Annotated in this window: 20 protein-coding genes; 12 read left to right on the top strand and 8 right to left on the bottom strand. The window is 70.1% G+C overall.

Annotated elements, in window-relative coordinates:
- Window positions 1–32 precede the first annotated feature (32 nt).
- Together FFK22_RS17350 and FFK22_RS17345 are read right to left on the bottom strand one after the other, a co-directional pair.
- Window positions 33–641, bottom strand: coding sequence for a superoxide dismutase (locus FFK22_RS17350; protein WP_138892186.1), 609 nt, complete (start codon window positions 639–641; stop codon window positions 33–35).
- Window positions 631–1425, bottom strand: a complete 795-nt coding sequence (locus FFK22_RS17345; protein ID WP_221938659.1) for a metalloregulator ArsR/SmtB family transcription factor — start codon at window positions 1423–1425, stop codon at window positions 631–633. Before FFK22_RS17345 ends, FFK22_RS17350 begins: the two co-directional genes overlap by 11 nt.
- Before the next feature lie 36 nt (window positions 1426–1461).
- On the opposite strand from FFK22_RS17345, the gene FFK22_RS17340 reads away from it, so the two are divergent.
- Together FFK22_RS17340 and FFK22_RS17335 are read left to right on the top strand one after the other, a co-directional pair.
- Entirely contained in the window at window positions 1462–1899 is a 438-nt protein-coding gene (locus tag FFK22_RS17340) for an EamA family transporter (RefSeq protein ID WP_138892187.1), read from the top strand.
- Window positions 1896–2726: a GNAT family N-acetyltransferase gene (locus FFK22_RS17335; protein WP_138892188.1), complete on the top strand. Its 831-nt coding sequence runs from the start codon at window positions 1896–1898 to the stop codon at window positions 2724–2726. Before FFK22_RS17340 ends, FFK22_RS17335 begins: the two co-directional genes overlap by 4 nt.
- A 2-nt stretch (window positions 2727–2728) precedes the next feature.
- Here FFK22_RS17335 and FFK22_RS17330 read toward each other — a convergent pair whose 3' ends face one another.
- The 3 genes from FFK22_RS17330 to FFK22_RS17320 form a co-directional block, all read right to left on the bottom strand.
- The gene (locus tag FFK22_RS17330) at window positions 2729–4117 is read right to left on the bottom strand and encodes a dipeptidase (protein ID WP_138892189.1); all 1389 of its coding nucleotides are present in this window, start codon (window positions 4115–4117) and stop codon (window positions 2729–2731) included.
- A gap of 72 nt (window positions 4118–4189) precedes the next feature.
- Entirely contained in the window at window positions 4190–5008 is an 819-nt protein-coding gene (locus FFK22_RS17325; RefSeq protein WP_138892190.1) for a cytochrome c, read from the bottom strand.
- Window positions 5009–5091: 83 nt separating this feature from the next.
- Window positions 5092–5973 carry a folate-binding protein YgfZ gene (locus FFK22_RS17320; RefSeq protein WP_138892191.1) on the bottom strand — a complete coding sequence of 294 codons (882 nt, stop codon included), beginning with the start codon at window positions 5971–5973 and terminating at the stop codon, window positions 5092–5094.
- Between the two features lie 129 nt (window positions 5974–6102).
- Between FFK22_RS17320 and FFK22_RS17315 the strand changes: the two genes are divergently transcribed.
- The 4 genes from FFK22_RS17315 to FFK22_RS17300 are packed head-to-tail and all read left to right on the top strand — an operon-like array spanning window position 6103 to window position 7944.
- Window positions 6103–6546 (top strand): EF-hand domain-containing protein, encoded by a 444-nt coding sequence (locus FFK22_RS17315; protein ID WP_138892192.1) that lies wholly within the window; start codon window positions 6103–6105, stop codon window positions 6544–6546.
- A 3-nt stretch (window positions 6547–6549) separates the two neighbouring features.
- Window positions 6550–7110: an RNA polymerase sigma factor gene (locus tag FFK22_RS17310; RefSeq protein WP_138892193.1), complete on the top strand. Its 561-nt coding sequence runs from the start codon at window positions 6550–6552 to the stop codon at window positions 7108–7110.
- 1 nt (window position 7111) lies between these two features.
- Window positions 7112–7522, top strand: a complete 411-nt coding sequence (locus FFK22_RS17305) for a hypothetical protein (protein ID WP_138892194.1) — start codon at window positions 7112–7114, stop codon at window positions 7520–7522.
- Complete coding sequence (locus tag FFK22_RS17300; RefSeq protein WP_186002520.1) at window positions 7519–7944, top strand: periplasmic heavy metal sensor; 426 nt, start codon at window positions 7519–7521, stop codon at window positions 7942–7944. Before FFK22_RS17305 ends, FFK22_RS17300 begins: the two co-directional genes overlap by 4 nt.
- Window positions 7945–7951: 7 nt before the next feature.
- On the opposite strand, the gene FFK22_RS17295 is transcribed toward FFK22_RS17300, so the two are convergent.
- The gene (locus tag FFK22_RS17295) at window positions 7952–8965 is read right to left on the bottom strand and encodes a DUF4424 domain-containing protein (RefSeq protein ID WP_221938658.1); all 1014 of its coding nucleotides are present in this window, start codon (window positions 8963–8965) and stop codon (window positions 7952–7954) included.
- Window positions 8962–9408 carry a hypothetical protein gene (locus tag FFK22_RS43890; protein ID WP_221938657.1) on the bottom strand — a complete coding sequence of 149 codons (447 nt, stop codon included), beginning with the start codon at window positions 9406–9408 and terminating at the stop codon, window positions 8962–8964. Before FFK22_RS43890 ends, FFK22_RS17295 begins: the two co-directional genes overlap by 4 nt.
- 505 nt (window positions 9409–9913) lie before the next feature.
- Between FFK22_RS43890 and dksA the strand changes: the two genes are divergently transcribed.
- Together dksA and FFK22_RS43045 are read left to right on the top strand one after the other, a co-directional pair.
- Window positions 9914–10324, top strand: a complete 411-nt coding sequence (gene dksA, locus FFK22_RS17290) for an RNA polymerase-binding protein DksA (protein ID WP_306770123.1) — start codon at window positions 9914–9916, stop codon at window positions 10322–10324.
- A gap of 168 nt (window positions 10325–10492) precedes the next feature.
- Entirely contained in the window at window positions 10493–11212 is a 720-nt protein-coding gene (locus FFK22_RS43045; RefSeq protein WP_186002519.1) for a hypothetical protein, read from the top strand.
- Window positions 11213–11271: 59 nt separating this feature from the next.
- On the opposite strand, the gene FFK22_RS17275 is transcribed toward FFK22_RS43045, so the two are convergent.
- Window positions 11272–12138 (bottom strand): GyrI-like domain-containing protein, encoded by an 867-nt coding sequence (locus tag FFK22_RS17275; protein ID WP_138892200.1) that lies wholly within the window; start codon window positions 12136–12138, stop codon window positions 11272–11274.
- A 476-nt stretch (window positions 12139–12614) separates the two neighbouring features.
- Between FFK22_RS17275 and recA the strand changes: the two genes are divergently transcribed.
- The 4 genes from recA to cysS all read left to right on the top strand — a co-directional run bounded on the left by recA (window position 12615) and on the right by cysS (window position 17453).
- The gene (gene recA / locus FFK22_RS17270; RefSeq protein WP_373683750.1) at window positions 12615–13655 is read left to right on the top strand and encodes a recombinase RecA; all 1041 of its coding nucleotides are present in this window, start codon (window positions 12615–12617) and stop codon (window positions 13653–13655) included.
- A 74-nt stretch (window positions 13656–13729) separates the two neighbouring features.
- On the top strand, window positions 13730–15076 hold the full coding sequence (gene gltX, locus FFK22_RS17265) for a glutamate--tRNA ligase (protein WP_138892025.1): 1347 nt from the start codon (window positions 13730–13732) through the stop codon (window positions 15074–15076).
- An 83-nt stretch (window positions 15077–15159) separates the two neighbouring features.
- A complete protein-coding gene (locus tag FFK22_RS17260) occupies window positions 15160–15969 on the top strand; it encodes an NYN domain-containing protein (RefSeq protein ID WP_138892026.1) in 810 nt (269 codons plus the stop codon).
- Between the two features lie 101 nt (window positions 15970–16070).
- Window positions 16071–17453, top strand: a complete 1383-nt coding sequence (gene cysS / locus FFK22_RS17255; protein WP_138892027.1) for a cysteine--tRNA ligase — start codon at window positions 16071–16073, stop codon at window positions 17451–17453.
- Window positions 17454–17456: the final 3 nt, after the last annotated feature.

The following is a 17456-nucleotide window of genomic DNA, read 5'->3' as shown; positions in this document are numbered from 1 at the left end:
GAAGGAAACCTGACTGGCGGGCGGGGTCGGCGTCAGGCGGCCTTGAGCTGGGCCTCGGCGAACTCGTAATTGGCGAGCTTGTCGAGGAAGTTCTGGGCGTAGTCCGGACGACGGTTGCGGAAGTCCAGATAGTAGCTGTGCTCCCACACGTCGAGGCCGAGCAGCACCTTGCCCTCGCCGGTGGCGAGCGGGTTGGAGCCGTTCGGGGTCTTGGTGATCTTCAGCTTGCCGTCCTTGCCGACCACGAGCCAGGCCCAGCCGGAGCCGAACTGGCCGATCGCGGCCGCCTTGAAGGCGTCCTTGAAGGCCTGCACGCCGCCGAGATCCTCGGTGATCTTCTTTTCCAGCGCGCCCGGGATGGCGCCGCCCTTCGGCGACAGGTTCTGCCAGAACAGGATGTGATTCCAATGCTGGCCGGCATTGTTGAACACCGGGGCCAGGTTGTCCTTGCCATAGGCGAAGGCGACGATCTCCTCGAGCGACTTGCCCTTCAGCGAGTCATCCTTCTCGACGAAACCGTTCAGCGCCGTGACATAGGCCTGGTGGTGCTTGCCGTGATGCAGCTCCAGCGTCTCCTGGCACATGCCGCGCTCGGCGAGGGCGTTCTGCGAGTAGGGCAGCTGGGGAAGTTCAAACGCCATGGTGGTGCTCACTTTCTGATCGGCTTGGGTGTGGAAGGATGCGGTAGGCGCAACGGCGCGCCCCCGCCTGGATGTGCTCCGTGCGCTCCACCCGGGCCTCCGGCCCGAGCACGCGGCGGAACAAGTCGAGCTCGGAGCGGCAGAAGCCCTGGCAGGCGGCCGCCGCGGCGCAGATCGGACAATGATTCTCGACCAGAAGGAAGCCGTTTTCGTCTTCCTCCCACCCAGCCATGTAGCCCTCGCGGGTGCGAAGGCCAGCCAGGGCCGCGATCCGGTCGCGCAGCGTCGCCGTGCCCGCCACCGCGTCGGTATAGCGGGAAAAGGTCTCGGCCTCGCGCGCGGCGATCAGCTGGTCGAGGGCCGCCTCGCCCAGCTCGCGCCGGACGCCGGCAATCAGCCCGGCCACCATCTCGGCATGGCCGTCGGGGAACCGGGCATGGCCGGCAGCGGTGAGGGACCAGAGCTGGAGCGGCCGGCCGACCCCGGCGCGCTGCGGCGCCGACTCCACCAGCCCGGCTTCGGCCAGCTTGACCAGCTGCTGCCGCGCCGCCTCCCCGGTGGTGCCGAGCGCGGCGCCGAGCGCCGCGGCGCTCTGGCCGCCGCGCGTCTTCAGCAGCAGGAGCAGCCGCTCCGCCGCCGTCGCCGGCTCCCGGGAAGAACTGTTATCAAAGTCCATACTTTGAAAATAGCGACCCCACACCATGGCTGCAAGCATCACGCGCCCATCGCCGCATGGCAGGCGCATCGCCGCGGCCCCTTCCGTTGCGCTCGGGATCGGAGCCAAGGTGGCGCGGTGCTCCTGAAAGCCGAGTCGACCCGCATGAAATCCGACCTCCTTTCCTCCTGGCAGCTCTGGGCGCTGCTCTCCGCCATCTTCGCCGCCCTGACCGCGATCTTCGCCAAGATCGGCATCGAGGCGATCAATTCCGATCTCGCCACCTTCATCCGCACCGTCGTCATCCTGCTGGCGATCGGTGGCATCGTCGCCGCCACCGGGCAGTTCCAGCCGGCCTCCTCGATCTCCGGCCGGACCTGGATCTTCCTGGTGCTGTCCGGCTTGGCGACCGGGGCCTCGTGGCTCTGCTACTTCCGGGCGCTCAAGCTCGGCCAGGCGGGGCAGGTGGCGCCGATCGACAAGCTCAGCGTCGTGCTGGTGGCGGTGTTCGGCGCGATCGTGCTGGGCGAGACGCTGTCGGGCGTCGCCTGGCTCGGCGTGGCGCTGATCGGCGGCGGCGCCGTGCTGGTGGCGATCGGATGACGCCGATCTGCCGAAGGATGCGGCCGGAGGAGGCCGAGGCGCTGGTGGTGCTGATGGCCGCGGCTTTCGGCAATCCGCGCTTCGGGCCGACCATCGCCCGGCTGTCGCGCATGCCCAACGCCGCGATCCATGTCCTGGAGGCCGACGGCGCGTTGCGCGCCGGGGCGGCGATGGTCGATTATGGCCGGGTCGCCTATCTCGGGGTCGTCGGCACCGACCCGGCGATGCAGGGGCGCGGCTTCGGCCGCCGCATCGTCGAGACGGCGCTGGCGCCGGTGCCGGCCGACCGCATCATCCTGCTCGATGCTTCGCCCTCCGGCGCGCCGCTGTATGAGACGCTCGGCTTCGTCGATGTCGACGCCTCGGTGGTGCTGGAGGCGAAAGGGCCGGTGGAGGCGCCGCCGGTGCCCGGCCTGGCGCCGATGGCGGAAGCCGACCTGCCGGCGGTCGCGGCCTATGATGCGGCGGTATTTGGTGCCGACCGCACCACCGGGCTCACGGCGCTGTTCCGCGAGCACCCCGCCGGCATGGTTTGCCGCCACGACGGGCGGGTGGCCGGCTACGGGCTGCGCCACCCCGACCGGATCGGCCCGGTCCTGGCCGAGGACCAGGACACCGCTGCGGCCCTGGTCGCGGCGCTATCCGTCCTCGGGCCGGCGGGACCGATGACGATCACCGTGCCCTCCAGCCATGCCGCCATGCTCGACCATCTGCACCGAAGCGGGGTGCCTGAGCTGCGACGGCTGCGCCACATGCGCCGCGGCGGCGACCGCCACCCGAGCGACCGGGGACGCATCGCCGCCATGGCCAGCTTTCACCTCGGGTAGGCTTACTTCTCCGCCAGCGCCGCCAGGATCCGCGCCCAGGAGCGGATACCCTTGTGGAAGCTGGTCAGGTCGTATTTCTCGTTCGGGCTGTGCACCCGGTCGTCCTCCAGCGCGAAGCCGACCAGCAGCGAATCCATGTCGAGCAGGCGCTTGAACGACCCGACCACCGGGATCGAGCCGCCGCAGCCGGCCAGCGCCGCCGGGCGGCCCCATTCCTGCTGCAGCGCGGCCCGGGCGCGGGTGAGGGCCGGGCTGTCGATCGCCAGCGCCAGCGCCGGGCTGCCCTTCTCGGAATGGAACTCCGCCGTGCAATCCGCCGGCAGGCGGGCGCGGACGAAGGCGTAGAAGGCGTCGCGGATCTTGACCGGATCCTGGTCGCCGACCAGCCGGAACGACACCTTGGCCGAAGCCTTGGAGGCGATCACGGTCTTGCTGCCCTCGCCGGTGTAGCCGCCCCAGATGCCGTTGACGTCGCAGGTCGGCCGCGCCCACAGCCGCTCCAGCGCCGTGCGGTCGCGCTCCCCGGCCGGCACCGACAGGCCGATCTGGCTGAGGAAGGCGGCTTCGTCGAAGCCCATCGACTGCCACTGCGCCTTCAGCTGGGTCGGGGTCTCGGGCACGCCGTCATAGAAGCCGGGAACGGCGATGCGGCCGTCCTCGTCATGCAGGGCCGCGAGGATCCGGGTCAGGACATGGATCGGGTTGCGGGCCGAGCCGCCATACATGCCGGAATGCAGGTCGCGGTTTGCCGCGGTGATCGTCACCTGCTCATACACCATGCCGCGCAGGCTGGTGGTGATCGCCGGGGTCTTCGGGTCCCACATGCCGGTGTCGCAGACCAGCGCGATGTCCTTCGACAGCTCCTGGCGGTTGGCCTCCAGGAACGGGTTCAGGCTGGGGCTGCCGGATTCTTCCTCGCCCTCGCAGAACACGGTGATCGGCAGGGGCAGGGAGCCGGTGACCGCCTTCCAGGCGCGGCAGGCCTCGAGGAAGGTCAGCAGCTGGCCCTTGTCGTCCGAGGCGCCGCGGGCGTGGATGCGCTTGACCCCGTCGGCGCCGGTCTCGATCCGCGGCTCGAAGGGCGGGTGGTCCCACAGGTCCAGCGGATCGACCGGCTGCACGTCGTAATGGCCGTAGAACAGCACCGACGGGCCGGCCCCGGCGCCGGGGGCGTGGCCGACCACCATCGGATGGCCCGGGGTCGGCCGGACCTCGGCGGCGAAGCCGATCTCGCCCAGGCTGGCGGCCAGCCACTCGGCGGCGGCGCGGCACTCCTCCTTGTAGGCGGGGTCGGTCGAGATGCTGGGCTGGCGCAGGAACGCCATCAGCCGGTCGAGGCTGGAATCGAGGCCGGCGTCGATCGCCGACAGGACCTGGTCGAGCGTGCTCACGGGGAGAATCCTCTGGAATCGTTGCTCCGACCCTAAAGCAGATCCGGCCCGGCGGAAACGGGGAGGGGCTCTCTACTTCTTCCGCCCGGCCATGTGGTGAAGATAGGCGATGACCTGCTCGATCTCGCGGTCGCTCATCTGCTCCGGCGTGAAGCCCTGCATCTTGCGATCCGGCCAGTCACGCACCGAGGCCGGGTCGCGGATCAGCGCGTGCAGCGCCGCCGGCGCCAGATATTCGGTCGGGTTCATCGGCCGGTTCAGGTCGGGCCCGACATCGGCCGATCCGGCGCCGTTCAGCTTGTGGCAGACCAGGCACTGGGTGACGAACAGCGTCTGGCCGCTGCGGATCGGGTCGGCCGCCGTCAGGGCCGAATCGACCGCCAGCTCCGGCCAGCGCGCGGCGGGGGAGGGCTGGGTCGCCAGCTTGGCCATCTGGTAAGGCCATTGCTCGCTGCGCACCGTCGCCGCCTGGTCGCCGGTCCACACCAGGTAGAAAGTGCCGGCGCTGACCGTCTTCTCCGGCAGGGTCGGCCAGGGGGCGTCCGCCGGCTCGATCGCCACCCAGGCGATCACCAGCTTCGGGTCGGTGCTGAGGATCTGGTCGGCCGGCAGCTGCGCCGCGTAACCGTCCGTCGCGATCGCCTCGATCACGGTGTCGGGTGGCGGCGTCAGGCCGGCGATCAGACCTGCCACCGGCACGGCGCGATAGGTCATGGCGCGGCCATAGATGGCGTCCTTCGTCACCTCGATGGTGGCGACGTCGGGCCGGGCCAGAAGCTGGTCGCGGGTGAAATGGCGGGTCTCGCCGCCGATGGTCAGGTCGAGCGCCGGCTCGGCAGCACCGGCGGCGGCGGCCCACAGCAGCAGGCCGATGACAGCAAGGATGCGCATGATGGACTCTCCCTCGCGGCGATAATGCGCCGCGTTCGGGATAGGAAACCATGCGGCCGGGGTGAGTCGCCAGCGCGTAGAGGTCAGGCGGCCTTTCCGGCAGGTGCCGTCGGCCGGACCGGCGTCTCGCCGGCCAGCAGCGGCCCGGCATCGCCTTCCAGCGCCTCCAGCCGCAGCAGCGCCAGGCCGATGCCGTCGCGGCTCGACCGCATCTCACCGGCTTCGCGGCCGTCGCGCAGGATCAAGGTGCCGGGCTCGGGCGCCGGGCCGTCCAGCAGCACCGGCGCCAGCCGCTTCTTCAGCAGGCCGCGGTAGCGGGTGCGGGCGGTCAGCTCCTGGCCCATGTAGCAGCCCTTGTCCCAGGCGATGGCGTTCAGCGAATCGTAATTCGCCTCCAGCAGCACGGTCTTCTCCGGCACCAGGTCGCGGCTGCCGTCGGGCACGCCCAGGGTCAGGCGCAGCCGGTCCCAGGCCTCCGGGCCGGTCTCGGTGAGGCCAAGGCCCTCCAGCGTGGCTTTCGCCGTCGCCTTCGGCAGCAGCGCCCGGGCGCCGAGCGCCGCCGTGCGGGCGTCGACATGGGCGATGCCGTCGGCCAGGGGCCGTGCGGCGCCGGGTTCGCCCGCCAGGCCCAGGGCGGCGTTGCCGGGCTCGCCGAGGATCGCCGCCACCGCCCAGTCGGCGCTGACGTCGGCCAGCTCGACCTTGGAGCGCAGCTTGTACATCCGCAGCCGCCGGAACAGGTCGGCGCCGCGCCCGGCCTCGCAGTCGATCAGCCAGGCATCACCCAGCGCGACCACATGGAAATCGTGCAGATACTTGCCCTGCGGCGTCAAAAACGCGGCGAAGACGGCGCGGTCCGGCGCCACCTTCCGCATGTCGTTGGAGACCAAGCCCTGCAGGAAGGCGGCCCTGTCCTCGCCGGTCAGGCGCAGGACGTCGCGGTCCAGGAAGGTGAAGTCGGCCATGGCATCGCCCGGTTGCGGAACGGCATCTACCCCAAGAGGTGGGCCAAGTTCCGGGGTCGCGCAAGCGCCTGCGAGTCTGGGTTGCGACGGAAGCGGCGGGCTGCGTCGTGAAGGGAACACAAGGCACCGATGGCGGTGCGCAATGTCGAGAGCATCATGAAGACGAAGTGGATTGTCGGTTCGGTTTTGCTCGCCCTCGTCGCCGGCACGGCCATGGCGGTCGCGCAGGATGGTGCGCCGGGCGGCGGTTGGCGCGGCGGCTTCTTCCGCCAGCTCGACACCAACAAGGACGGCAAGATCGAGCGGACGGAAGTCCTGGCCTGGGCCGAGGCGCGGTTCAAGGCGCTCGACACGGCGGGTGACGGGGCGCTGACCAAGGAGCAGTATGTCGACGCCATGATCGCGAAAATCCGTCCCCGCCTGGAACAGCGCTTCGACAAGCTCGATGCCGATAAGGATGGGAAGGTGACTGCGGCCGAGTTCGAGGCGCCGGCTCTGGCCCGCTTCGACCGCCGCGACACCGGCAAGACGGGTGTTCTTTCGATCGATGACCTCAAGAACCACAGCAACTGAAGCGTGGCCGAGAGCGACGATGCCTTGGTGGCGGCTGTGGCGGCGGGAGACGCCGCCGCCTGCCGCCGCCTGGTCGACCGGCATCTCGGACGCCTGCTGGCCTTCGCCCAGCGCATGCTGGGCAGCCGCGCCGATGCCGAGGACGTGGCCCAGGACGCGTTCCTGGCGCTGTGGAAGGAGGCCGGGCGCTGGCGGCCGGACGGCAGCGCCACGGTTTCTACCTGGCTCACCCGCGTCACCTACAACCGGTCGATCGACCGGCTGCGGCGGCAGCCTTCGGTCGCACTCGACGCGGTGCCCGAGCCGCCGGACCCCGCTGCCGGCGCCGAGACCGGGCTGCAGCGCGCCCGGGTCTCGCGCCGGGTCGCCGAGGCTCTGGCCCAGCTGCCAGAGCGGCAACGCGCGGCGATCCTGCTCAGCCATTACGAGGGCCAGGGCAATCGCGAGATCGGCGAGGCCCTCGGGGTCGGGGTCGAGGCGGTGGAATCGCTCCTGGCGCGCGGCCGGCGCGCCCTCCGCCAGGCCCTGGCGGCGGAACGGGCCGATCTGATGGGAGAGGTGTGACATGGCCGAGATGACGCTCGATCGGTTCCTCGATCTGCTTGACCGGCACGGTCCGGTGATCGACCGATGGCCCGCCTCCGATCAGGACGGTGCGGAGGCGCTGCTGGCAACCTCGGCCGAGGCGCGATCCGCCATGGCCGATGCCCGGGCGGTGGCGACCATTCTCAACGATCTGCGGGTGGCTCCGCCTTCGGCGGCGATGCTCGGCCGCATCCTCGACACGGCTCCACGGCCGCGCCGCTGGATTTCGGAGATCCTGTCCTGGCGGCCGGCGGTCGCCTTCGCCGCGGCTCTGGTGGTTGGGATCTATCTCGGCGCCATGGTGCCGACGGTGCAGGCCAATGACGACGACTGGTCGACCCTCGGCTACGCCCTGACCGACGACGCGTCGCCCTTCGGAGGAACGCCGTGACTGCACGCTCCTGGCGCTGGGCCCTCGTCGCCTCGCTGGCGCTCAACCTCCTGCTGCTCGGCGTGCTCGGCACCTGGCTGTGGCGCTCGGATTCGCGATCCGGCCCGTCGGCACTGTCCGAGGCCGTCGCGACCCTGCCGGAGCCCGACCGCACCACGTTGGCGCAACTGCTCGAGCAGCGCCGGGCCCAGAGCAAGGCGATCGGGGACGAGCTTCGCCAGCAGCGCGCGGCGGTGAACGAAGCGTTGTCGGCCGAGCCCTATGATCCCGACAAGGTGGCGGCGGCGCTGGCGGCGATGAGCGACGAATTCAAGGAACTGCGCGGCGTGGTGCAGGGCACGATTCTGGAGATCATGCCCAAGCTGTCGGCCGAGCAGCGGCGGAAGATGCTGGAACGGCGCGACGCGCTCTGGCGGCTGTAGGCGACCTCTATTGGGGCGGGATCGGCCGCAGGATCAGCACGGCGAGCTCCGCGCTGGGGGTAAAGTCGGTTTTCCGCACCTCGAATTGGGTCGGCGAGATCTTCTTCACCCCCTCGGCGCAGAAGCTGACCAGGTTCCGGGCGTCGCCCTTGTCGACCACCAGCCGGAAGTCCTTGATTGGCGCCGCCCAGTTGGCTCCGGTCGTCAGGATGTAGGAGACCCGCTGCTCGCTGAACGGCATGCCGTCCTGGCCGGCCTTGGCCTTCGCCCGGTCGACCGCTGCAAGGAAGCTCCGGTCGATGCAGTAGGTCCGCAGGTCGTCCGCGTATTCCGGCGTGCCGGGGGCATAGGGCGATCCGATCACCGAGCCGACGCTCGATCCGGTCCCGGGCGTGTAGCGGTGCTCGATCACCACCTCGCGCCCGGCCGGGAAGGTCTGCTGGAAGTGGTAGGTGGTCTTCAGCGTCCACATCGGGACGACATGCTGCTCCCACCCTTTGCCGGAATCGTACTCGTTGACGGCGGCGAGGCCGAGCCCGATCAGCTCCTCTCGCTGCCCCTTCGGCAGCGTGGTCAGGTCGTCGTAATCGGCATCGGGATATAGCGGCACGCCCAGCTTGCGCAGCAGCGCCGTCTGGTCGACGCCGTTGCCGAAGGCCTTGTTCTCGACCTCGGTCGCCACCGGCTTGCCGTCGGCCTTGGTCGAGAAATCGAGGAAGTTCTCGTTGCCGGGATGCGGCACGGCGGTCATCCCGTCGATGAAGTCGAGCGTGACGTCCGGCATCGGGAAGGCGACGGTCACCGTCCGGTCCTGTGCCGCGCGGTTGAAGAATCGGTAGGTGACCCGGATCTCGTTCGCCGAGACATACAGGTCCTCGGACCGCATCTCGATGTCCGCCGTCTTGGTCAGCACCAGGCCACCGGCGGCGAGCTGCGCGGTCGTGTCATTGGCCTGCGTCGCCGCGAGCGGTACGAGAAGGGCGGCCAGGCCGATCGAAAGGGCGGTGAAGGCGGTGGTCACGATCGGCTCCGGAGTCGAGTTTCGCCGTACTGTCGCGCGCCGGATCTGGCTTTTCCAGGGCACATTCCTGTGGGAGCAGGGGCGGGGCCGTCGGACCGGACCGTCGCTGGCTCCACCATCGGTGCCACGGCGCACCCCGCTCCGGACCGGAACCTCCGATCCAGTCTCTGCGCCAGCACCGCCAGCGAGGACACCGCCCGGCGATCGATGGTCATCACCGCGATCATGCCGGTCCAACGGTCCATGGTCTGGCCGGCAGGAACGTATTCGGACAGGATCATTTCCGGCGTCGCACCGCGATTGGCCAGGATCCATCCCGGAGGGATGGGAGCCTGAAGCATCTCGGCCATCCGGTCCTCCTGGGCCATGCCCGACGGCGGGGGCGGCTCCGTCTTCGGGACCCAGCCGGCCGCAGCGCCGGCCGGCAGGATCGGCAGCAGCATCCTGCGGCGCCGACCCGCTGGGCAACGCGTCGTAGGCCGCCTGCGACCGTCCGGTTCCAGCTTCATTGCCTCTCCCCGCCTGAGGGTGTCATTCGGCACAGAAGACGGTGGGATTGGGGCTGAATTGCACTGATGGAGGGATCAATGGGAGGCGCTTGGGCGCAGTCCTTTCGCCATGCGCATGGCCGGTCGGATCTCCGCCACACTCTGATCCCCTTGCGTTCCCGCCCCGTTCGGCGCTATCAGGGCGCCGCATGCCGCAATGTGCCGACCGGTCCGTATCCGGTGGGCCGCTGCGGCACCCCGATGCTGCGAAGCGAAGCGGCGTCCGGGGGCGACGGTTCTTGTGCAGTCGTTAAAAGTCCAACAAAATCAGCAGGTTGCAAATTACGGCCTGCGCATCGTTTCGATTGTTTCCGGTCCAGCCTCTCCCTATACTCCGCGCCGCCCAGGCTCGGACGAAGGCCGGCACGTCAGACAGTGAGTGGTTGTTGCGATGACAGCGATGCTTCTGCCCCCGGATTATCGGCCGTCGGATGATGAAGACTTCATGAATCCGATGATGCTGGAGTATTTCCGGCGCAAGCTTCTGAAGTGGCGGGCCGACCTTCTCGCCGAATCCAACGCGACCCTGAGCAGCCTGCAGGATGGCGGTATCCAGGAGCCGGATCTGACCGATCGGGCCTCCGCGGAGACCGATCGTTCGCTCGAGCTCAGGATCCGCGACCGCGAGCGCAAGCTCCTGTCCAAGATCGACTCCGCAATGCGGCGGATCGAGGACGGCTCCTACGGCTTCTGCGAGGAGACGGGCGAGCCGATCGGCGTCAAGCGGCTGGAGGCACGGCCGACCGTGACCCTCAGCCTCGAGGCGCAGGAGCGCCACGAGCGGCTGGAACGCACCCACCGCGACGATTGACCGAATACGGCGCCGAGAGGCGCCGTTCTGGTCTATGGTCTCGGCCGAAAGGCGTGTTCTCGTCAGCCGCCCGGTCCCATCTTCGATGGAAGGCGTTGTTCGCATCTCCGCCTCGCTGCGTGTCCGTGCTAGGGTGACGCCGAGGGGCTTTCAGATCGAGGGTATTCGATGCTTCGTGGCGCTGCGCTTTTCGCCGCCGTTCTCGCCATCTCGGGCTGCGGGATCGATCCGGTGACGCCGAAGGAGACCCGCGTCGACTACGCGGGTTTCATCAACAGTGCGGATCAGGCCGCCATCTACGCCAACTCGCAATGCGCCCAGATCAACCGCCTGGCCGTGTTCAAGGTCGAGGATGTGGTCGACGGCCGCAAGGGGGCGACCTTCCAGTGCCTGCCGGTGCCGAACTGCTATCCGGCCGAAGCAGCAGCGCCGGGGCAGCCGGTCGCGCTGGCTCCCGCGGTTCCGGTCGCGATGATGCCAACCACCTCGGCCGCGCCGGGGCAGCCTTACACCGTTCCGCCCGCAGCGGCGGCGCGGCTGCCGGGCCCGATCGTGGCGATGGCCCCGGTATCCTCGGCGCGCGATCGCCGGGCCGCGCGCCGTGCGAAGGGGGCGTCGATCGAGGATCAGTCGGACGACACCTACATCCCGTTCGCCGCGGTCCCGGTGGCCGCCGGACCGCAGCCGCAGCGCGTGCCGTCGTTTGAGACGATCAACGTGCCGACCGGCCCGAACCCGGTCTCGGCCGAAGCTCCGGGCCCGATGGCTGCAGGGTCCTACGCCGTTGCGGCGGCGCCGAGCTGGCGGCGGGCGGTGACCTGCAAGCCCAACGCCACGCTGCCGCTGGCGGTGGACCGGCTGCCGACCGGCGACTACTATCCGTTCTGAAGTCTGATCGGACCAGCGTGGAAGGCCGGATCATCCCCCGATCCGGCCTTCGGCGTTCGTCAGCCGCGTCCCTCCGGAACCGCCCGGATCGGCAGGTGGATGTCGGTGATCAGATCCGCGGCGGGCGTGCTGCGCGGGTCGTTGATGTACTCCTCGAAGATCGGCGCTTCCGCCGGCTCGGCGCCGCTGGTCGGCAGCCAGGTCCGGTACAGCCAGGCATAGGACCGCTCCAGCTCGGCATAGGGGCCGGTGTGGCGCAGCACGGCATGCGGCCCGCCGGCGACGGTGCGGAGGACGACCTCGCCCTCGCCGGCGACGCCCTCCGGCACCTCCAGGCAGGCGTCGGACCGGAGCTCGGCGGGCGGCACCGCGGCCGGATCGTCGTAATAGAGGCCCAGGCTGCGGACGCCGGGGCGCAGCAGCTGGCGGGCGCGGGCCCAGGACATCAGGATGTCGAAGCTGCGGCCGACCTCCATATAGGGGCCGATATGGCGGACGGCGGCGACTCGGATCGGCGCCAGCGTGCGATAGGTCACGTCGGGCATGGCTGTCTTTCCTTCGGGTGAGTCGACGGGGAACGATCGACGCGTGTCGCGATAGGCGCCCGGCGGACGGCCGTAGCGCCCGGCGAAGGCCCGGCTGAAGGCGGCGGTGCTGCCATAGCCGGCCTTGCGGGCGATGCGGGCCACCGCTGTCTCGCTCTCCAGCAGGGTGCCGGCGGCGCGGTGCAGGCGCAACCGGCGCACCGTGTCCGCCACCGTCTCGCCCAGCAGGTACCGGTAGGCCCGGTGGAAGTGGTAGGGCGAGAAGCAGGCCACCTCGGCCAGCCGGTCCAGGTCGATCGGATCGTCGAGATGGGCGGCGATGTGGTCGATCACCCGCTGGATGCGGGCGAGGTGGCGGTCGAGCGTGGCGTCCTTGGGCATCGGTTCGTTCTCCCGGGCTAAGCCCGCATTTCTCAAACCCCTTGTGCCCTGCGCCAACGTCCCAGGCCGGCAGGGCAGGAGAGCGGCGCAGCGCGATGTGGGCACATCGGGCAAGCCGCTCGACGCACCCTGCCGGCCTGGGACGTTGGCCCGGAGGGTCGCCTTGCGGCGGCCGCCTGCGGGCGCGGGCCGCTCGACCGTAGTGCCGCTACGCTTTTCGCGTCCCGCCCCCGCATCCGTCTCGCCGCAAGGCGACGCAGGGCGCAAGGGGTTTGAGAAATGCGGGCTATTGTTAGCCCGAAGCGGATTGATCCTGCTTGCGAAGCAGCGGCCGCGGAAGGGGCCACGTGCCTGGGCTCTTGCCTGGTGTGAACAAAACGTGTACAAGAGCTGCATTGACGCGGCGTATGGCGCCATGCAACTGGAAGGGACTGGTGATGTCGACCCCGACTCTCCGCGTTGTGGAAAGAGCCCCGATGGACAAGACCAAGGCGCTGGAAGCCGCCCTGACCCAGATCGAACGTGCCTTCGGCAAGGGGTCGGTGATGAAGCTCGGGGCGCGGCCCCAGGTCGAGGCGGAGGTGGTTTCGACCGGGTCGCTCGGCCTCGACATCGCGCTCGGCATCGGCGGCCTGCCGAAGGGCCGGATCATCGAGATCTACGGGCCGGAAAGCTCCGGCAAGACCACGCTGGCGCTGCATGCCGTGGCCGAGGCGCAGAAGGCCGGCGGCACCTGCGCCTATATCGACGCCGAGCATGCGCTCGACCCGACCTATGCCCGCAAGCTCGGCGTCAACATCGACGATCTGCTGATCTCGCAGCCGGATGCCGGCGAACAGGCGCTGGAGATCACCGACACGCTGGTCCGCTCCGGCGCGATCGACGTGATCATCATCGATTCGGTGGCGGCGCTGGTGCCGCGGGCCGAGCTCGAGGGCGAGATGGGCGACAACCAGCCCGGCCTGCAGGCCCGGCTGATGAGCCAGGCGATGCGCAAGCTCACCGGCTCGATCTCAAAGTCCAACAGCCTGGTCGTATTCATCAACCAGATCCGGCTGAAGATCGGCGTGATGTTCGGCAATCCGGAGACGACGACGGGCGGCAACGCGCTGAAGTTCTACTCCTCGATCAGGCTCGACATCCGCCGCATCGGCGCGATCAAGGACCGCGAGACCGTCACCGGCAACCAGACCCGGGTCAAGGTGGTGAAGAACAAGATGGCGCCGCCGTTCCGCGCCGTCGAATTCGACATCATGTATGGCGAGGGCATCTCGAAGACCGGCGAGCTGCTCGACCTCGGCGTCCAGGCCGGGGTGGTGGAGAAGTCGGGCGCCTGGTTCTCCTATGACGGCCAGCGCATCGGCCAGGGCCGCGAGAACGCCAAGGTCTTCCTGCGCGACAACCCCGAAGTGGCGAAATCGGTCGAGGGCAAGATCCGGGCCAATGCCGGGCTGGTCTCCGACCGCATGATGACCGCCGGCGGCGGGCCGGAGAGTGGCGGCGACGGCGAGGAGTGATCGCCGCCCGCAAGGGAAAGGCCCGGGTTTCCGGGCCTTTTCCGTTGCCGGCCGGATCGTGCTATGTCCCGCCCATGACCGCCCCGACCATCACCCGCTTCGCCCCCAGCCCGACCGGCCTGTTGCATGTCGGCAATGTCCGCACCGCACTGGTCTGCTGGCTCGCAGCCCGCGCCACGGGCGGGCGCTTCCTGCTGCGGCTCGACGACACCGACACCGAGCGCGGCAGCGCCGAATTCGCTGCGGCGATCGAGCAGGACCTGCGATGGCTCGGCCTCGGCTGGGACGGCTTCGCCCGCCAGTCCGACCGCACCGACCGCTACCAGGCGGCGCAGGACCGGCTGAAGGCGGCCGGCCGGCTCTATCCCTGCTACGAGTCGGCGGAGGAACTGGAGCTCAAGCGCAAGAGCCTGCTGGCCCGCGGCCTGCCGCCGCTCTACGACCGCGCCGCGCTGGCCCTGACCGACGCCGACCGCGCCCGGCTCGAGGTGGAAGGGCACCGGCCGCATTGGCGCTTCAGGATGACGGATGCGCCGGTCGAATGGGACGACAAGGTCCGCGGCCGGGTGCATTTCAACGGCCGCGACATCTCCGACCCGGTGCTGGTGCGCGAGGACGGGCGGGCGCTCTATCACATCGGCTCGGTGGTCGACGACATCGACATGGACATCACCCTGGTGGTGCGCGGCGAGGACCATGTCGCCAACACCGCCATGCACATCCAGTTGGCCGAGGCGCTGGGCGCCGCGCCGCCGGCCTATGCCCATCTGTCGCTGATCGCCGATGCCGAGGGCCACGGCCTGTCCAAGCGCCTGGGCAGCCTGTCGCTGCGCAGCCTGCGCGAACAGGGGATCGAGCCGCTGGCGGTGACGAGCCTGCTGGCCAAGCTCGGCACCTCCGACCCGATCGAGCCGCGGCTCTCGCTTGACGATCTCGTCGCCGAGTTCGAGTTCGCCAAGTTCTCCCGCACCATCCCGCGCTTCGACTCGGCCGAGCTGGAGCGGCTCAACAGCCGCATCCTGCATGAGACGCCCTTTGCGGCGGTGCGCGACCGGCTGGCGGCGCTCGGCCTCGGCGCCGTCGACGAGGCCGCCTGGGCGGTGCTGCGCCCGAACCTGCAGCGGCTCGAGGACGCGGCCGAATGGTGGCGGGTGATCACCGGGCCGGTGACTCCGGTGGCCGCCGATGACGCCCTGCTGGCCGCCGCGGCCGGGCTGCTGCCGCCCGAACCCTGGAACGACGCCACCTGGGGCGCATGGACGGCGGCGGTGCGCGACAGCACCGGCATCAAGGGCAAGCCGCTGTTCCTGACCCTGCGCCTGGCCTTGACCGGCCTGGACCACGGCCCGGAGCTGCGCGGCCTTCTGCCGCGGATCGGGCGGGAGCGGGCGCTGGCCCGCCTGTCCGGCCGTGTGGCCTGAACGCCCCATCATCCTAAAACTTGCTTAAAACTTGACCCTCCCCCTCTTGGCGCCGACCCGCAGTCGGGAGTAAGAAGCCCGATATGACCGACGATACTCTGCCTGCCCAGGACACCCCGGCGCTGCCGGTGGCCGCGGTCTTCCTCGACGTCGCGTCGCTCCCCCGCGACGAGCCGGAGGACCTTGCCCGCATCCTCGCTGCGCTCGGGACTGTCTGCCGCCCGGCCCGCCGCATCGCCTATGCCGACTGGGCCGCGCTGTCCGACCTGCGCAGTGTCGCCCACCGCCATGGTTTCGACCAGGTGCAGACCACCGAGGCCGAGCCCGGCCGCGACGCGGCGTCGCTGCGCCTGGTGGTCGACGCCATGGAGCTGGGGCTGCTGGAGCGCAGCATCGACGCCGTGGTGCTGGTGACGGGCAGCGCCGCCTTGCTGCCGCTGGTGCGCAGCCTGCGCCGCCACGGCAAGCGGGTGATCGCCATCGGCCCCGCGCGACGCATGGACCCGGTGTTCCAGTCGGAATGCGACCGTTTCGTCGACTGCGCCACGCTCGGCCGCGCGGCTGCTCCCGCTCGGGCCGAGGTTCGCCCGGCTGCATCGGCGCCGGTCGCCCGTCCGGCCGCCCCGGCGCTTCGCTCCGAGCCGGCACCGGCTCCGCGGCCGGCGGAACCGGCACCGCGCCTGCGTGTCAGGCCGCCGGCCGAACCCGCCCGCGCGGCCCGGCTGGGGCCTGCGGTGGCGGAACCGCCGCGCCCGTCGGCCGCCGCTCGCGCCCATCGCCCATCCCTGACCGCGCAGTTCGACGAGCCGGAGACCGCCCCCGCCGGTCCGCCGCTGATGGCCGGCACCCCGGTGGTGCCGCAGCGCAAGGGCTGGTTCGGCAAGCGTCGCTGATCGGGCTGCCCTGCGGCCTGCGCCCTTGGACGCCGGGCGCCTGATCTGGTAATCGTCGCGGTCCCGACCGAACCGGCGGGCCCGACCCAGGATTGCGACTCGTGGCGCTCACTCTGCACAACACGCTCACCCGGACGAAGGAAACCTTCGTCCCGATCGACCCGAGCCATGTGCGGATGTATGTCTGCGGCCCGACGGTCTATGACTACGCCCATATCGGCAACGCCCGCCCGATCGTCGTCTTCGACGTGCTGTACCGGCTGCTGCGGACGCTGTATCCGCGGGTGACCTATGCCCGCAACATCACCGACATCGAAGACAAGATCATCGAGCGGGCGAAGGCCAATGGGGAGTCGATCGGCGACCTGACCCGGCGCACCGGCGAGGTCTTCGCCGCGGACATGGCGGCGCTGGGCGCCCTGCTGCCCGACGTCCAGCCGCGCGCCACCGAGCACATCCCGCAGATGGTCGAGATGATCGGCACGCTGGTCGGCAAGGGCAACGCCTATGCCGCCGAGGGGCATGTGCTGTTCAACGTGCCGTCGATGCCGGATTACGGCCAACTGTCGCGCCGCAACCGCGACGAGCAGATCGACGGCGCCCGGGTCGACGTCGCGCCCTATAAGCGCGATCCGGCGGATTTCGTGCTGTGGAAGCCGTCGACCGACGACCAGCCGGGCTGGGACAGCCCCTGGGGCCGCGGCCGGCCGGGCTGGCACATCGAATGCTCGGCTATGGCCGCCGCCCATCTCGGCACCGTCTTCGACATCCATGCCGGCGGCATCGACCTCGTCTTCCCGCATCACGAGAACGAGATCGCGCAGAGCCGCTGTGCCCATGGGACGCCGGTGATGGCGAACACCTGGCTGCACAACGGCTTCCTGCAGGTCGAAGGCCAGAAGATGTCGAAGTCGCTCGGCAACTTCTATACGCCGCATGAGCTGCTGGAGGAGTTCCCGGGCGAGGCGCTGCGCTATGCCCTGCTGTCGGGCCATTACCGCCAGCCCTTCGACTTCACAAAGGAAGGGGTGCGCCAGGCGCGGGCGGCGCTCGATCGGTTCTATGGCGCGCTGCGCGCCGTCGGCGCCGTCGCGGCCGAGCCGGGGGAAGCGCCGCAGGCGGTCCTGGCGGCGCTGGAGGACGACCTCAACACGCCGCAGGCCCTGGCGGCGCTGCACGAGATCGTGAGCGAGCTGAACAAGGCCACCGACCCCGCCGAGCAGGCCCGGCACAAGGCCGGGTTGCTGGCGGGTGGAGCGCTGCTGGGCCTCCTGGGCCAGGCGCCCGAAGACTGGTTCCGCTGGCACCCGAAGGCGGCCTCGGGGCTGACCGACGCCGAGATCGAGGCGCTGGTGGCCGCCCGTCGCGCGGCACGGGCGGCGAAGAACTTCGCCGAGGCCGACCGCCTCCGCGACCAGCTGGTGGCCGCCGGCATTGCGCTCGAGGACAAGCCGGACCGCACCCTGTGGCGCCGCGAGTGGTAGGAC

Origin of the sequence: Mycobacterium sp. KBS0706, from assembly GCF_005938675.2 — a bacterium.
Taxonomy (GTDB): domain Bacteria; phylum Pseudomonadota; class Alphaproteobacteria; order DSM-16000; family Inquilinaceae; genus Inquilinus.
This window is presented reverse-complemented; position numbering and strand designations above follow the sequence as displayed.

What these genes read in the sequence shown, in the direction of transcription:
- FFK22_RS17350 (WP_138892186.1), bottom strand. Translation starts at nt 641, where the DNA reads ATGGCGTTTGAACTTCCCCAGCTGCCCTACTCGCAGAACGCCCTCGCC.
- FFK22_RS17340 (WP_138892187.1), top strand. Translation starts at nt 1,462, where the DNA reads ATGAAATCCGACCTCCTTTCCTCCTGGCAGCTCTGGGCGCTGCTCTCC.
- FFK22_RS17335 (WP_138892188.1), top strand. Translation starts at nt 1,896, where the DNA reads ATGACGCCGATCTGCCGAAGGATGCGGCCGGAGGAGGCCGAGGCGCTG.
- FFK22_RS17325 (WP_138892190.1), bottom strand. Translation starts at nt 5,008, where the DNA reads ATGCGCATCCTTGCTGTCATCGGCCTGCTGCTGTGGGCCGCCGCCGCC.
- FFK22_RS17320 (WP_138892191.1), bottom strand. Translation starts at nt 5,973, where the DNA reads ATGGCCGACTTCACCTTCCTGGACCGCGACGTCCTGCGCCTGACCGGC.
- FFK22_RS17315 (WP_138892192.1), top strand. Translation starts at nt 6,103, where the DNA reads ATGGCGGTGCGCAATGTCGAGAGCATCATGAAGACGAAGTGGATTGTC.
- FFK22_RS17305 (WP_138892194.1), top strand. Translation starts at nt 7,112, where the DNA reads ATGGCCGAGATGACGCTCGATCGGTTCCTCGATCTGCTTGACCGGCAC.
- FFK22_RS43890 (WP_221938657.1), bottom strand. Translation starts at nt 9,408, where the DNA reads ATGCTGCTGCCGATCCTGCCGGCCGGCGCTGCGGCCGGCTGGGTCCCG.
- dksA (WP_306770123.1), top strand. Translation starts at nt 9,914, where the DNA reads ATGCTTCTGCCCCCGGATTATCGGCCGTCGGATGATGAAGACTTCATG.
- FFK22_RS43045 (WP_186002519.1), top strand. Translation starts at nt 10,493, where the DNA reads ATGCTTCGTGGCGCTGCGCTTTTCGCCGCCGTTCTCGCCATCTCGGGC.
- FFK22_RS17275 (WP_138892200.1), bottom strand. Translation starts at nt 12,138, where the DNA reads ATGCCCAAGGACGCCACGCTCGACCGCCACCTCGCCCGCATCCAGCGG.
- recA (WP_373683750.1), top strand. Translation starts at nt 12,615, where the DNA reads ATGGACAAGACCAAGGCGCTGGAAGCCGCCCTGACCCAGATCGAACGT.
- gltX (WP_138892025.1), top strand. Translation starts at nt 13,730, where the DNA reads ATGACCGCCCCGACCATCACCCGCTTCGCCCCCAGCCCGACCGGCCTG.
- FFK22_RS17260 (WP_138892026.1), top strand. Translation starts at nt 15,160, where the DNA reads ATGACCGACGATACTCTGCCTGCCCAGGACACCCCGGCGCTGCCGGTG.